16 protein-coding genes are annotated in these 14646 nt (G+C 56.4%); 5 read left to right on the top strand and 11 right to left on the bottom strand.

Features of this window, described 5'->3' with window-relative positions; genetic code table 11:
* Nucleotides 1-63 precede the first annotated feature (63 nt).
* Entirely contained in the window at nt 64-951 is an 888-nt protein-coding gene (locus tag hmeg3_RS06260) for an NAD(P)-dependent oxidoreductase (protein ID WP_094562978.1), read from the top strand.
* Nucleotides 952-1192: 241 nt separating this feature from the next.
* Here the strand turns inward: hmeg3_RS06260 and hmeg3_RS06255 are convergent, their stop codons facing one another.
* Nucleotides 1193-1408: an SEL1-like repeat protein gene (locus hmeg3_RS06255; protein ID WP_094562977.1), complete on the bottom strand. Its 216-nt coding sequence runs from the start codon at nt 1406-1408 to the stop codon at nt 1193-1195.
* A gap of 321 nt (nt 1409-1729) precedes the next feature.
* Here hmeg3_RS06255 and hmeg3_RS06250 point away from each other — a divergent pair, with 321 nt between their 5' ends.
* The gene (locus hmeg3_RS06250) at nt 1730-2335 is read left to right on the top strand and encodes a DUF2846 domain-containing protein (protein ID WP_094562976.1); all 606 of its coding nucleotides are present in this window, start codon (nt 1730-1732) and stop codon (nt 2333-2335) included.
* 79 nt (nt 2336-2414) lie between these two features.
* On the opposite strand, the gene hmeg3_RS24645 is transcribed toward hmeg3_RS06250, so the two are convergent.
* The 6 genes from hmeg3_RS24645 to hmeg3_RS06225 all read right to left on the bottom strand — a co-directional run bounded on the left by hmeg3_RS24645 (nt 2415) and on the right by hmeg3_RS06225 (nt 7284).
* On the bottom strand, nt 2415-2573 hold the full coding sequence (locus hmeg3_RS24645) for a hypothetical protein (RefSeq protein WP_157739217.1): 159 nt from the start codon (nt 2571-2573) through the stop codon (nt 2415-2417).
* A gap of 320 nt (nt 2574-2893) precedes the next feature.
* Complete coding sequence (locus tag hmeg3_RS06245; RefSeq protein ID WP_094562975.1) at nt 2894-3196, bottom strand: putative quinol monooxygenase; 303 nt, start codon at nt 3194-3196, stop codon at nt 2894-2896.
* 2 nt (nt 3197-3198) lie between these two features.
* A complete protein-coding gene (locus hmeg3_RS06240) occupies nt 3199-3873 on the bottom strand; it encodes a type 1 glutamine amidotransferase domain-containing protein (protein ID WP_094562974.1) in 675 nt (224 codons plus the stop codon).
* Between the two features lie 175 nt (nt 3874-4048).
* The gene (locus hmeg3_RS06235; protein WP_094562973.1) at nt 4049-4807 is read right to left on the bottom strand and encodes an alpha/beta fold hydrolase; all 759 of its coding nucleotides are present in this window, start codon (nt 4805-4807) and stop codon (nt 4049-4051) included.
* A 166-nt stretch (nt 4808-4973) separates the two neighbouring features.
* The gene (locus tag hmeg3_RS06230) at nt 4974-6377 is read right to left on the bottom strand and encodes an NAD-dependent succinate-semialdehyde dehydrogenase (protein WP_094562972.1); all 1404 of its coding nucleotides are present in this window, start codon (nt 6375-6377) and stop codon (nt 4974-4976) included.
* Between the two features lie 94 nt (nt 6378-6471).
* Entirely contained in the window at nt 6472-7284 is an 813-nt protein-coding gene (locus hmeg3_RS06225; protein WP_094562971.1) for a helix-turn-helix transcriptional regulator, read from the bottom strand.
* 469 nt (nt 7285-7753) lie between these two features.
* Here hmeg3_RS06225 and hmeg3_RS06220 point away from each other — a divergent pair, with 469 nt between their 5' ends.
* From hmeg3_RS06220 to hmeg3_RS06210, 3 genes are all read left to right on the top strand, one after another.
* A complete protein-coding gene (locus hmeg3_RS06220) occupies nt 7754-8755 on the top strand; it encodes an alpha/beta hydrolase (protein ID WP_198361793.1) in 1002 nt (333 codons plus the stop codon).
* 323 nt (nt 8756-9078) lie between these two features.
* Nucleotides 9079-9978, top strand: a complete 900-nt coding sequence (locus hmeg3_RS06215) for an AraC family transcriptional regulator (RefSeq protein ID WP_157739216.1) — start codon at nt 9079-9081, stop codon at nt 9976-9978.
* A gap of 3 nt (nt 9979-9981) precedes the next feature.
* Nucleotides 9982-10623 (top strand): glutathione S-transferase family protein, encoded by a 642-nt coding sequence (locus hmeg3_RS06210; RefSeq protein ID WP_094562968.1) that lies wholly within the window; start codon nt 9982-9984, stop codon nt 10621-10623.
* Between the two features lie 164 nt (nt 10624-10787).
* On the opposite strand, the gene phoR is transcribed toward hmeg3_RS06210, so the two are convergent.
* From phoR to pstB, 4 genes are all read right to left on the bottom strand, one after another.
* Nucleotides 10788-12107: a phosphate regulon sensor histidine kinase PhoR gene (gene phoR / locus hmeg3_RS06205; protein WP_094562967.1), complete on the bottom strand. Its 1320-nt coding sequence runs from the start codon at nt 12105-12107 to the stop codon at nt 10788-10790.
* Nucleotides 12108-12246: 139 nt separating this feature from the next.
* Complete coding sequence (locus hmeg3_RS06200; protein ID WP_094562966.1) at nt 12247-12924, bottom strand: response regulator; 678 nt, start codon at nt 12922-12924, stop codon at nt 12247-12249.
* Between the two features lie 41 nt (nt 12925-12965).
* Complete coding sequence (phoU, locus tag hmeg3_RS06195) at nt 12966-13676, bottom strand: phosphate signaling complex protein PhoU (RefSeq protein WP_094562965.1); 711 nt, start codon at nt 13674-13676, stop codon at nt 12966-12968.
* 158 nt (nt 13677-13834) lie between these two features.
* A complete protein-coding gene (gene pstB, locus hmeg3_RS06190; RefSeq protein ID WP_007881586.1) occupies nt 13835-14620 on the bottom strand; it encodes a phosphate ABC transporter ATP-binding protein PstB in 786 nt (261 codons plus the stop codon).
* Nucleotides 14621-14646: the final 26 nt, after the last annotated feature.

Genomic DNA, 14646 nt, shown 5'->3' with positions numbered 1-14646 from the left:
CACGTCGGCGCAGCCCCCGGTTGCGCCGGCCTTTTCCACTTTAGAGAAAGCAATTCACCAGTCATGAAAAATATCGGATTCATAGGCGTCGGCATGATGGGCCAGGGCATGGCGCACAACCTCGTCATCAAGGGCTTCAACGTCACCGTCATGGGCAACCGCAATCGCAAGCCGGTGGAAGAGCTGGTCGCCGAAGGCGCGCGCGAGGCGAGCAGCCTGCAAGATCTGGTCGCCGGCACCGATGCCATCATCCTGTGCGTTACCGGCTCACCGCAGGTGGAAGACCTGATGTTCCGCGCCGGCGGTATTCTGGAAAACTGCCGCAGCGGCCAGATCATCATCGACTGCTCCACCAGCGAGCCGATGTCGAGCGCGCGCATAGCCGAGCAACTGGCGGCCAAGGGCGTGAAGTTCGTCGATGCGCCGCTGGCGCGCACGCCGGTGGAAGCCATGCAAGGCCGCCTCAACACCATGGTCGGCGCAGACGCGGCAACGTTCGAGAAAGTGAAGCCGGTGCTGGAAGCCTTCTGTGAAAACATCTTCCATATCGGTGACACCACCAGCGCGCAAAAGCTGAAGCTGCTCAACAACTTCATCGCCATCGGCATCGCCACGCTGACGACGGAAGCGCTGGCCATGTGCGATGCGGTCGGCGTCGATCAGCGCAAGTTCTTTGAAGTGATCAGCAAAGGCGGCGCCAACAGCGGTATCTTCCAGATGATCGCCAGCGGCATCCTCGAAGGCCGCTCCGACGGCATGAAGTTCAGCATCGCCAATGCCAGCAAGGATCTCAGCTATTACAACAACATGACGGCGCAGATCGCCAATCCGGCCATGATCGGACCGCATGTTGCCGCAAGCTTGCAGCAAAGTGTAAAGGAAGGCTTCGGCGACCAGATGCTGGGGGCGATGGTGAAGGCGCACAAGGATCGATTGGCGGCGAAAAAATAGTCTGTCGGAGCGCGTTCATTGGGTGCACCTGCATTAGCAATCGCTGTCGTCCTGGCGTTCGCCGGGACGACAGCGAAGCAAGAAGCACTTTTTTGACAGATTCAGTTAAAGCCCTGCAGCCCCCCCCCTTTTTAGCGATTTCGATTCAGAGGAGATAAGCGGGCCGCAGCTTTAGCGGCCTCTTGTCATCCTGCCCGTCCGGCGCAGTCAAACAGTTAACTGAATGCGTCAGCGGACTCGCCTACTTCGACTGTAATTTTCTCAATGCCTCGGCAGCCTCTGGATGGCCAAGCTGCTGCGCCTGTTTGTAGTAACGGATCGCTTCGTTTGCATCTTTGCTCAACCCCAGGTTACCGTCCTCGTACCAATACCCCAACTGATAGGCGGCATCCACATCTCCGGCCTTGGCCTTCCACAACTGCAGCCTGGTCGCAATGGCAGACAATTTGTCTTGCATGTCCAGGCAGGTGTCTTATCAGGCCATGTGCACGCGGCAGATAGCTACAGAAATATAGCTTCCGCGTGCCTGGGGCCTGCTTTTCGCCGGTCTCCTGACTAGGATTTAGTAGGATGCATAAGCTCTTTGCCGCGCTCAGCCCTTGGTTAAATGCAGACAATGTGGATAAGATTTTCGAATTAAAAAGCTGGCAAGCCTCATGCATAGCCTGTCGTTTCGTTACGTTTTACGCGATTAATTTGGCAAGAGAAACACCGGTCCGACAGCTTTGTTTGCTAATATTTACACGTTGTCCATTCGCAGGGCCAAAATGGGGAGGCCATGAGCGGACAACGATGTGGGGTGTATTTGCAACGCCGGGCAATGAATGCTTTTGAGCGGGAGCTTCAGCGCATTCAAGATCGGGAGAACTGCAATGCATTGTCCCAATTCAATCAAGCGACGACAAGAAAGAAAACAGTGATGAAAATGATTCGCCTATTGCTGGCCATTGTGATGCTGGCCGCAGTCCTGACAGGTTGTGCATCCGGTCCGACACAAGCCGACCTGGAAGTCTCCATGCCTCCCTTGAAACCTGGTTATGGCCGCATCTATTTTCTACGTTCGTCGGCATTCATCGGATCTCCCCTCCAGCCGGAAATCCAACTCAACAACCAGGTTGTAGGCAGATCACGAGCACGCGGCTTCTTCTTCGTCGACCGTCCCGCCGGCGCCTATCAGGCCAAGACCTCGACCTCCGTTGCGACCGCGCTGGACTTCAGTCTTTCTGCCGGCGAAGTAAAGTACATCCGTACAGAAGTCAATATCGCCCTCATGGGCATCATGCCTGGAAGCGTGTCGTTTATCGTGATGGACGAGTCCATGGCGGAGCCGGAATTACGCAAGCTGAGCTATACCGGCAGAGCAGTCAAGGCTGAGCCGAAGTAAGCACCGGCATCGGTGATTTGTATCGAGAAGAGATCGAAACAATAAAAAGGACGCCTTGGCGTCCTTTTTTACGCGCGCTCTACAACTCCAGCAGTTCCGTACATTGACCTGTCATATCGTCTTCATTCTCAGCGAGATCCCAATAGTCCCAAGCCCGCAGAAACATCAACACCAGCCATCCGCTGCAGGCCAGGATGACCGCCACGATCACAATTCCAAAGCTGAAAAGGCCGTGCATGGGCTTATCGCCTTATTGACCGGTTTTTGCCGGCACCGCTACTGGTAGTGTTCACTTGGCTCTCCCGTTTTCCGAGTTATGCGGACGTATGCGCGCATCGGCAGTGTTGACCAAACGGCAGATTGCCGCGATCAGATAAAAGCCTCTTTGCATGTAGGTCAAAAGGAAGGCGGCGCCTGCAGGTACAGGCGCTGCCTTCCTGACGAACCCCACACCCGATAACGGAGGACTCGACAGGGATACGCTCCGTCTCGTATTGACGCATAGCAAAAGGCCCGCATGCGCGGGCCTTTCACCAGGGTCAAGTCAAACAGCAGCCATCAAGGACGCGCCTGCAGAATCTCGACCTTTCGGTCAGCCAGCAAGGGCAGTACACGCCCTACTACCAGCGCCTGATAATGCGCCGACAACTTGTGTGTTTCCAGTGCGTCGGCATCGCGGTAATGCTCAAGCAACAATATCGTGCGTGGCTCGTCCGTGCTCTGGAAAACCTCGTAGCCCAGGCAACCTTCTTCGGCCAGTGATTTCGGACGCAGCTCGCCGATCACCGCCAGAACTTCATCATAAGATTCGCTCAGTGGCTGCCAACGCGCCACGATGGTGATTTGTGTCGTTGTGTTCATCATTATTCTCCTTGAAGTTCTTTGACGATGGCCTGCGCCAATGGTCCTGCTGATGCAGGGTTCTGGCCGGTGAATAAACGGCCGTCGATGACGACCTTGGATTGCCAGACATCCGTTGCCGAATAGTCGCCGCCTTCGGCGCGCAGAGCGTCTTCCAACAAAAACGGTACGTCAGCTTGCGCGTAACCGGCTTCCTCTTCATCGGAGAAGGATGTCAGCTTGCGATTCTGGATCAACGGCGTGCCGTCTGCCAGTCTCACGCCCAAAAACGCAGCGGGACCATGGCACACAGCAGCGACGATCTTGCCTGCATCCCAGGCACGGGCAACGACACGTTTTACTTCAGGGTCAACGGCGATATCCATCATCGGCCCCAGTCCGCCGGGGAAGAAAACCGCATCGTAGTCGAGGACGTCGACTTCCGACAGTTTGCGGCTACGTGCCATACGACGGATGGCGTCGCTGTGGCGGAAGGCCAACTGGACGGGATCCTTTTCATCGTAGCCGTCTTCGGGCGGTGTGCCACCCAAAGGAGAAGCGTACTCGACGGCGATACCGGCCTGATCGAACACTTCATAAGGATGCGCGACTTCGGAGAAAAAATATCCTGTAGGACGTTGGTTCGGGCCGATCTGTGGCGTGTTGGTCAAAACAAAAAGTATGTGCTTAACGGTCATGGCAATCTCCAAAAATAAGGGGTCGGTGAAATGTGAAAGCAGTGTTGAATAACTGCTCTGATGTCACTTTATGCAATCAGGGCGACGCCAGGAAGGCATCTTGTTATCCTATGAGTCGTAATCACTGGCACGGGGCTTGAGTCTGGCTTGATATGCCAATCGCACCAGTGAAGGATTAGTGGTCAGCCTGGTCAGCGGCCTGCTCGATGACTTTCGCCACCGCTTCGGCATGCGCGATAAATGCTGCATGACTGCCATTGATCTCGATTACCTTGCTGCCGGCACGCGCCGCCATGAAGCGTTGCAGCTCAGGATTAACCGTACGGTCTGCCGTCGTGATGACTGCCCAGCTAGGTTTCGTCTTCCACGCGGCTTGCGTGACGGGAGCGCCTGCCGTCTGCACGGTCGGCATCACTTGCGACATGGCCATGAATTTGGCGTCGGCTGCGGGCAGATCGGCGGCGAAGTCGGCATGGAAGCGTGCCTGCTCGACATAAAGATAGCCGTCCGCGGTCGCCTTGATGGATTCGCTGACCGGCGGTGTTCTCTTGACCAGGGTCGCCAAGCTCTCACCAACATCAGGCTGGAACGCCGAGACATAGACCAGACCTGCAACCTTGTCATTCACGCCGGCTTCGGTAATCACCATACCGCCATAGCTGTGACCGACCAGGATGCTTTTGCCGTCGAAGGCATTGACAGCGCGGCTGGTGACTTTCACGTCTTCAGCAAACGACGTTTCCGGTTCTTGTACGACGGCGACGTTGTAGCCGTCACGCGTCAGAATTTTCGCCACGCCCTGCCAACCTGATCCGTCAGCAAAAAAGCCGTGAACCAGGACGATATTTTTTACCGGCGCGGCCATGGCGGGATGATTGAGGGTAGCGACTAAAGCAAGGGCGAGAGCGGAAGCGATACGGGTAATTTTGTTCATGTTGATACTCCAAAAAGTTAAAAATAAGGTGGGATTACTTCATTACAAAAAGTGGAAAATAAAAATTTCTTCGTGCCTCTCAAACGGTCATTCTTCTCGGCGAGAAGCAGCGTGTATTGGCTATTAGCGATGTAAGTGACTGTCAAAGCTGCAGCAGCAAGTTGCATCAGCCGACGGTCCTGGCCCAGACCGCTTGCGCGTTGGTGAACTCGCGCAAGCCGAAATGCGACAACTCTCGGCCATAGCCGCTTTTCTTGACGCCGCCTACCGGAATGCGCGGATTGGATGCAGAAAAGCCGTTGATGAATACGCCGCCGGTTTCGAGACGGCGGGCAATACGCTGGGCGCGGGCAACGTCGCCGGTCCACAAGCTTCCGCCCAGGCCGTAGTCGCTGGTGTTGGCCAGTTCGATGGCGTGTTCCGCGTCTTCTGCGACCGTGATCGCAGCAACCGGGCCGAAGGTTTCTTCATCGAAAACGGCCATGCCTGGCTTGACGTCGGCCAATACCGTCGGGGCATAAAAGTTGCCGGGGCCATCGATCTTGTGTCCGCCCAACAGCAAGGTAGCCCCGGCTGCAAGCGTACGTTCGACCTGGTTGTGCAGTTCGTCGCGCAAGTCATTGCGTGCCATCGGCCCCATCGTGCTCGATGGATCAAGCGGATCGCCTGCCTTCAATTGACTGGCCGCGGCGACGAACTTGCGGGTAAATTCGGCGGCAACAGTTTTTTCAAGGATGAAGCGCTTGGCGGCGAGACAGACTTGACCGGCGTTCTGGAAGCGCGCCTCAATTGCCGCTTTCACGGCCAGATCAATGTTGGCGTCAGCCAGCACGATGAAGGCGTCGGCGCCGCCAAGTTCCAGCAAACTCTTCTTGAGCGCCTTGCCGGCCAGCGCAGCAACTGCAGCGCCGGCACGCATACTGCCGGTGAGCGTGACTGCAGCGACACGCGGATCTTCGATCACGTGCGCCACGGTGTCATTGTCGGCATTCAGGTTGGCAAACAAGCCTGGGGGAAAACCGGCGACTTCAACCATGCGTTGCAAGGCATAGGCAGATCCCATCACATTGGGGGCATGCTTGAGGATGAAGCCGTTACCGGACAACATGACCGGGCCGGCAGCGCGTACCACCTGCCATAAAGGGAAGTTCCATGGCATGACGGCCAGGATGCTGCCGATCGGGAGATACGACACGTGCACCTGGTCGTTGCCATCGACCGCGACCGGCTCGTCGGCAAGGATAGCCGGCCCGTTTTCAGCGATCCAATCGATGGTGGAGGCGCATTTTTCGACTTCTGCGCGCGCGGCGGCGATGGTCTTGCCCATCTCCGCAGTGATGATCGCGGCCAGGTCTTCGGAATTTTTGCGCAAAGCCTGTGCGAGACGACGGTAGGTCGCTACGCGCTCTGCCATCGGCGTAGCACGCCACATGCTGAAGGCTGCCGCGTTGTCTTCGAGCAGGCGCTCCACCTCGGCAGGTGTCTGGAAAGCGTAAGTGGCGATCAGTTCGCCGGTAGCAGGATTGCGGGAAACTGCGTTGGCTGCAGAATTGATATTGAGTTGCGACATGGTTTGCCTCCGTGAGATGAAGGAGCAGTGTTCAAGAACTGCTCTGACGTCACTTTAGGCAATCGCGACAATCTCAAGAAGGCGTCTTGTTATCCTATGAGTCGCACTCACTGGCAGACGCAGGCGGCGTAGGTATATAGGTGACCAGCGACAAGTCCGGCCGCCCGACCGGCGTCAAGGCCACATAGGTAAAGGCGGTAATCTCTCCGGAAGGAAGGCGCATCCGCTTGGCGCCCTCATCGAAACCTTTGACGTTGGTGTCCGGCCACCATGCGCGGAACTCGGGACTTAACTCGGTCAGCTCGGTGATCAGGCTGTCAAATGGCGCCTTGTCCTGCGCCTGGGCGCGTGCAGCGCGAAACGCCGAGATCATGCCGCGCGTCATTTGCTCCCAATCAAGGATTTGAGTGCGATAAGGCGGGTACAGAAAGAGCAGGCGCAAGGTATTGCGCTCATGGGGCTGCAGCAAACCGTAGTCCACGAACAGGTCGGCGATCGGGTCGTTCCAGGCGAGGATGTCCAGGCGGGTGTTGCGCACATAGGCAGGCACGTGAATGGCGCGCACCAGCAACTCCAGCCCGTCGCTCAGGCGGCCCCCCGTCGCTACGGCGGGCGCTTCACGGGACGACAACGCGAACAAGTGGGCTGACTCAATCTGATCGAGCTTGAGAACTTTTGAAATTCTTCGCAACGCATCCGAAGATGGCTGGATCTCCCGCCCCTGTTCCAGCCAGGTGTACCAGCTGACACTGACGCCGGCGAGCACCGCCACCTCTTCCCGGCGCAAACCCGGCGTGCGGCGCGGGCCCTTGGGCAAACCGTATTCATCCGGCTGAAGGCGCGCACGTCGGCTACTGAGAAAACTACCTAATTCGCGTCGTTGTTCGGGAGATGGTCTGCTTGACATGGAGCACTCGGGCAAGTTATGGAATGGAACCGGGAACGGGAACGGCTAAAAACAAGAATCTGACGTCTGTCTCAAGCCGCAATGATATCCATCATGATAGCGATCGTAAGCTGAATTGGCATAGGCGATAAAGGATATCTTCCCCGAAGCAATATCGCTCCGGCATGGATTATCTGGTCGCTTATCTGATCTTTTCAGGGGAAAACACGGCAACGGTCGTCAGGTGAGTGACATCAAGTAGCCTTATCTTTGCATTACTTGCTGACAAAGTTTTGACAAATCGCGAACAATTTGTCCAGCGTTCCAATTTTCACGATCAGATCAAAACTTAACCGCATCCAGGTCAATCAAAGAGAGTTTCTTCAGGTAGCAATACCTCACCACTGAATAGTCCTTTGTCCTACAACGGCATGCTCGAACAGGAGGCATCCTGAGATATCGATTGTTGCCAATGCCGGCACCAAGACCCATGAAAATTACTCCTTCTATCTCTATGACACCTATTTTATTTGACGAAACAACGCTGGCAGAAGCAAGACGTTTTAATCGGAAGCTCGCCTGGGCTCCCCGATTCAAAATTCGCAATCGTTTTACGCCCTTGGTGATTCAGTCGCTGTTGCGTCTGTCCCAGATAGGCGGCACGAAAAAACTGGAGCGACAAGGACTTGCCGTTGAACAAAGAAGGATTGCAATAGACGGCATGCAGGCAGCTGTCCGGATCATCAGGCCGCCAGGGCCGGTTCAAGGCGTCATCTTCGATGTCCATGGCGGCGGATGGGTAATCGGCAACGCCCAGATGGATGACGCAGCCAACGCTGCCATGGCTGTCCATTGCAGCGTGGCGGTAGTATCCATCGACTATCGCTTGTTTGGACACACGCCTATTCAAGGACTCATGACGGATGTCCTCACAGCCGCGCGCTGGCTGCTAGGCGGCGGCCTTCCTGAATATACGGGTCTGCCGGTCATCTTTGTCGGCGAATCGGCAGGTGGGCATTTGGCAGCCGCTACGCTGCTCCAATTAAAAGCATGGCCTGAGTTGCTTCGCCGTGTGAAGGGCGCTGTTCTGTACTACGGCGTTTATGATCTTCTCGGTACCTCCAGCGTAAGGGAGGCTGGCCCAGACACATTGGTACTGGACGGCCCGGGGATGGCACCGGCATTGCGCATGCTCACACCGGATCTGAGTGACGCTGAGCGGCAACAAGCGCCGCTGTCGCCACTGTATGGCGACTTCGAGGATCTCCCGCCCGCGCTCATGTTTGTCGGTTTGCTTGATCCCTTGCGTGACGACACGCTGGAAATTACCAAGCGTTGGGCCAAGCACGCCAACGTAGAAACGCATCTGGTGCCCGATGCTCCTCATGGGTTCATTCATTTCCCCATACGGATGGCCGAGCAGACCCTTGCGTACAGCCGGCAATGGATACGGCGGTGCATCGAGAATCCACTCTCAACTCCCCTATGCTAGATTTCAACAAAAACAATACTTGGATCACTTCTTGCTCCACAATCCGCAAAATCATGGCGTCCAGAAGCCTTATCGTACCTGCGGCTTGGAGCGCTGCCATTGAACGACAGACATCATTTCGATTTGACTGGAATGGAACAGAATTCGACTGTTTCTGCACCGAGCGGAAGTCGGGTATTGGTTAAACTAGCCCTATTCGAATCTTCAGGCGCTGACATGTTTCCCAACCTTCTTTCTGCGTTGCCGTCCATCGGCAAGAATCTAGCCTCTGCAGAATTGTGCAGCGTCACACATAGAACGAATGTCTTCACGAGGAGCCCCAATTGAACAGCCACGATCCAGGACATTCGGCGGATAGTCCTCGGGAACGGCATGTTCACGTCAGGCCGGGCGTGGGGATTACAGCCCATGTCATGCAGGGATGTGAGCTGAAAATTCTGAGTCTGCGTGTCGAACGAGCCGCCATGATACTGGTTGAAAGGGGCATAAAATCCATACGGACAGAACGCGGCTCTTGGATGAAAGCAGTGCCAGGTCAGGCGTTTGTGCTTGGAGGAAATCAGACAGTCGACTTCATCAACTCAGTGCACGACGCCGGTAACTATGAAGCGCGTTGGCTGGTCTTCGATCCGGTGCTACTGGGAGACGCCTACTACCTCGAAAAATCTGCCCGGATAGCCTCTCGCCACAAGCCCCCTCTGTCTGCCCATCTGATTTCAAGCGTATCGACGAACCTGGCCGACGCCTTTGATCGGGCTGGACAGGCATTAGCTTCCCGGGACGAAATACCCGATTCGGTTGCACGCCAGCGTGTACTTGAAGTAGTGCACTGGCTGTTGGAAGATGGCATCTATCTTCCCGGCTCGCCAGTCGACACCAGCGTATCGTACAAAATTCGAGCACTGATCTCAGGAAACCTCGATGACGCATGGACGGCGGATCGGGTCGCTGCTGAGCTGGCGCTCTCTGAAGCAACCCTGCGCCGACGACTCGTCGCGGAGGGCGTTTCGCTGACGGAGTTGCTGGTAGATACCCGGATGTCCACAGCGCTGACACTGCTGCAGGCGACGACGCAACCCGTCTCTGAAATCGCGCTGTCTGTCGGATACGAATCTGCATCCCGTTTCGCCATACGATTCAAGAAGCGCTTCGGCTTTTCTCCCACAGCCGTACGCGGTCATGATCGCGCAGGCGAAAGATCCCACTCATCATCCATTATCTAAATCATGCTTAAAATCCATCACCTCGGCCACTCCCAATCCGAACGCATTGTCTGGCTTTGTGAAGAGTTGAATCTTAGCTACGAGCTTCAGCACTACACACGAGACCCTGTTACGAGACTCTCGCCACCCGAGCTTAAGGCGCTGCATCCGCTGGGCGCTGCTCCCGTGATCGAAGACGGTGACTTGTTACTGGCTGAATCAGCTGCGATCGTCGAATACATCATCGAGACGCACGGCGCCGGCCGCTTAAAGCTGTCGCCTGGGCATCCTGACTATGCAACATTCCTCTACTGGTTCCATTTTTCCAACGGAAACCTGCAGCCGGTATTGCTGCGGTTCATGACGTTGAATCGCGCAAATTTGCCCTCCGACCATCCGGCGCTTACCTCAACGCGGAACAGGCTCGATCAGGTATTAGCGCTCGTCGAATCACGACTGGGCCAAGCCCCCTACTTCGCCGGAAGCGAATTCACAGCCGCCGATATCATGAACGTGTTTTCCCTCACTACGATGCGACTCTTCCAGCCGCTCGATTTCAGCACCTATCCACATATCCGAGCCTACTTGCAACGCATCGGAGAACGGCCTGCTTACCGCCGGGGAATGACCAAGGGTGATCCTGATCTGATACCGTTGTTGAGTTGACTCGATGAAACCTGGAAGCGCTCACTGACAATAAAGGTGCGCAATCGGCCACTCCGCAAAAGATTTGCATTGCGAAGAAAAACGAAAAAGGCCCACTGCGTAGTGGGCCTTTTAAATACTGGTGCCGGCTTCAGAACTTGAACCCGCCCCACCCTGATTACATGTCAGGCGCTCTCCACAGGCACAAACTCTTCAATCATCAAATTCGCCGGGAAGCAGACCGTGAAGGTACTGCCTTTGTCCGGTACCGATTCGACTCCCAGTGTGGCGCGATGACGTAGCAGGACGTGGCGGACGATGGCGAGGCCGAGGCCGGTGCCCTGGGTTTCTCGCGAGCGGCTCTTGTCGACGCGATAGAAACGTTCGGTCAGACGCGAGATGTGTTCCTGACTGATACCGATGCCATTGTCCTTAACGACGAATTGCGCACCACCACCCGGCTTGCGTTCCCAATACAGCTTGATCTCTCCGTCTTGCGGCGTGTAGCGCACGGCGTTGGAGACCAGATTGCTGAAGGCGCTGCGCAGTTCGTCGACATTGCCTTTCAGATCTGGGCCGTCCGCTTCCAGCGTGATTGTGTGCTTGCCTGAGGAAAGCGCCTTGGCTTCTTCCAGGATACCTTCCAGCAACGGACGCACATGCACGCGCTCGGAACGCAAAGGATAGTCGACCGACTCCAGCCGCGTGAGCGTGAGCATGTCGCCGATCAGATTTTGCATGCGCTGGCCTTGCTCGGTCATGAGCTTGAGGTGCGAAGTACGGATCTCTGTATCGAGGTTGGGCTGAGCCAGAGCGATTTCGAGGAAGCCGTTGATCACAGTCAGCGGCGTGCGCAGCTCATGCGAAGCGTTGGCGATGAAGTCGCGGCGCATCATGTCGATGCGTTCGGATTCGGTGGCGTCATGCGTGACGAGAATCTGACGGCGGTTTTCGAAAGGAATGATCTGCACGATCAGCTTGCGTTCCTGCACACTCAGAATCAACGGCTGCTCATAGCGACCGAGGATGATGTAATCAATGAAGGCAGGATTGCGAATCAGGTTCGTCACGCGCATGCCCTTGTCGCGTTCAAGCTGCAGACCCAGATGCTTTTGCGCTGCCGGGTTGCACCATTCGAGAAACAGCACGTCGTCCATGATGACCACGCCGTCCGGCAACAGGCTCATCGCCTGACGGAAGCGCGCCAGCCATTCGGCCAGTTCGATCTGATTCTTTTCGTCATCGCGGCGCATGCGGTACAGGCGGGCGAAGATATCCGTCCAGGCACCCCAGCCGTCCGGCAGCTTGGATTGATGCGGGTTGTCGAGCCAGCTGCCGAGACGGAAGAGATAGTGCAGCTGCGTAAATGCCAACGCCCCCATGCCGATGAGGGCGATGATCAGCCCGGCAGTGGCGCCGAAGAAAAACCAGACAATACCGACGCCGGCCAGGCAAATCAAAAAGCGCAAGGCAGCCGGAACCCAAAACAGCAGCTGTGGACTCATGTAAAACTCATTATTCAGAACTGGATTAACTCGATTATCGTCGTGACGACTGAGCGTCCAGTATAGAGGTCTTTCGGGATTCCCAATGTCTCCAGAGGGGTCTCGCCTGTCTGCAGGTGTCCGTGTGTGTCTTTTTTTGTTATTTTGCAGACAACATATAGCCGACGCTGCGCACGGTCTTGATCAGCTGTTCGGCTTCGCGCAGGGCTTTGCGCAGGCGCAGCACGTGCACGTCGACAGTTCGCTCTTCAATGACGACGTGGTCACCCCAGACGCGGTCGAGCAGCTGGCTGCGCGAGAATACCCGGTCAGGATGCGCCATGAAGAATTTCAACAACTTGTATTCGGCATGACCGATGTCGATCTTGTCGCCGTTCAGGGCCACTGAACAACTTGCCGGATCCAGCGTTACCGGGCCGACAACCATTTCTTCCTGCGCGAACTCGGGGCTCTTGCGGCGCAGCAAGGCCTTGATGCGCGCCGTCAGCTCGCGCGGCGAGAACGGCTTGGTAATGTAATCATCGGCGCCGTTGTCGAGGCCGGCGATCTTGTCCTCTTCCATGCTCTTGGCGGTCAGCATGATCACCGACAGCTGCTGCAACTGGCGGTCGCCACGAATGCGCGACAGCAGGTGCAGGCCGCTGCGATCCGGCAGCATCCAGTCCAGCAGCACCAGTTGCGGTGCGCGGCGCTGGACGAACTCCCACGCTGCTGCCGTGTTCGATACCACGAAGCTGGACCAGCCTGCTTCTTTGAGCGTGAAGGCAATCAGCTCGGCAATCGACGGTTCGTCTTCAACGATCAGGATGGTAGTCATGGAGTTGCGCTGTCAGTATTGATCAAGGAGAACGCCGGGTCTCAGTCTTCGTCGGTGTCAAGGATCTTCGCAGCACCGAAATCGGTGTGACGGATATCCTTGCCGCCGACGACGTAGATCACGTATTCGCCGATATTCTTGGCGTGGTCGCCGATGCGCTCGATAGCCTTGGCCACCCACAACGTGTCGATCGAAGCCGAGATCGTGCGCGGATCTTCCATCATGAACGTCGCCAGGCTGCGCGTGATCGAACGGAAGCCGTGATCGATGCTGGCATCCTGTGCAATCAGTGCTGTCGCTTGTTCGGTATCCAGGCGCGCGAAGGAATCCAGCGCGCTACGCAGCATTTCCGACGCTTCTTCGGCGATGACGCGCACGGTTTCGTAGTGATTGATCGGGCCGATGCCGCGCTTGTGCAGATGAATCGCGTTACGTGCGATCTTGGTTGCTTCGTCGCCGACGCGTTCCAGATCGGTAATGATCTTGATGGTCGCCATCACGGTACGCAGATCGTTAGCGGTCGGCTGGCGGCGCACGATCAGGTGGCTGCAAGCATCGTCGAGTTCGACTTCCAGGCGATTGACGGCCTCGTCGTCCTTCATCACGCGCGCGGCCAACTCAACGTTGCCGGTACGGAAAGCGGCAATGGCATCCTGGAACTGGCGCTCCACCATGCCGCCCATGGCCAGCACGTTGGAACGGATAGTTTCCAGATCAGCATCGTATTGCTTGGAAGAGTGATCGCCTGTCATGTCACGTCCTTAAAAAATTTTAATATCAATAGAACTCAAAGGGTGCGGCAGAAGCGTAGCGAGCGGCCCGAGGTCTGCGCGAGAAGCGCAGCCGTACTGGAGTACGGCGAGCATCACAGCGCGGAGATCGGACCGCGCAGTCGCTTATGCCGTACCCATTAACCAAAGCGGCCTGTTATGTAGTCTTGGGTTTCTTTGCGTGCCGGATTCATGAAAATCTGGTCGGTCTCGCCAAATTCCATCAATTCGCCCAGGTACATGTAGGCGGTGTAATCCGAGCAGCGCGCCGCTTGTTGCATGTTGTGCGTGACGATGGCGATGGTGTAGTCGTTCTTCAGCTCGCCGATCAGCTCTTCCACTTTGGCGGTCGAGATCGGATCCAGCGCCGATGTCGGTTCGTCCAGCAGCAGCACTTCAGGCTTGACCGCGACGCCGCGGGCGATGCACAGACGTTGTTGCTGACCGCCGGACAGGGATAGACCGCTCTTGTTCAGCTTGTCTTTGACTTCGCCCCACAATGCCGCCTTGTTGAGCGCCCATTCGACGCGCTCGTCCATTTCGCCCTTGGGCAGGTTTTCGTACAGACGGATGCCGAAAGCGATGTTGTCGTAGACCGACATCGGGAACGGTGTCGGCTTCTGGAACACCATGCCGACCTTGGCGCGCAGCATGTTCAAGTCCTGGCCCGGCTCAAGGATGTTCTTGCCGGCATACATGATCTTGCCTTCAGCGCGTTGACCCGGGTACAGGTCATACATCCGGTTGAAGGTGCGCAACAGCGTCGATTTGCCGCAGCCCGACGGGCCGATGAAGGCGGTGACCTTGCCTTCGAAGATGTTCATGTTGATGTTCTTCAGGCCATGAAAACCACCGTAGTAGAAATTCAGCTGAGAAATTTCAATGGTCGATTTCTTGTCTGCAGTTGCGGATGTCTGAGTAGTCATAGTGTTCTCTTGTCGATTCACTTATC

It is taken from the genome of Herbaspirillum sp. meg3 (assembly GCF_002257565.1).
Classification (GTDB): Bacteria; Pseudomonadota; Gammaproteobacteria; order Burkholderiales; family Burkholderiaceae_D; genus Herbaspirillum.
The sequence above is the reverse complement of the archived record's forward strand: the minus strand, read 5'-3'. Positions and strand labels throughout refer to the sequence as shown.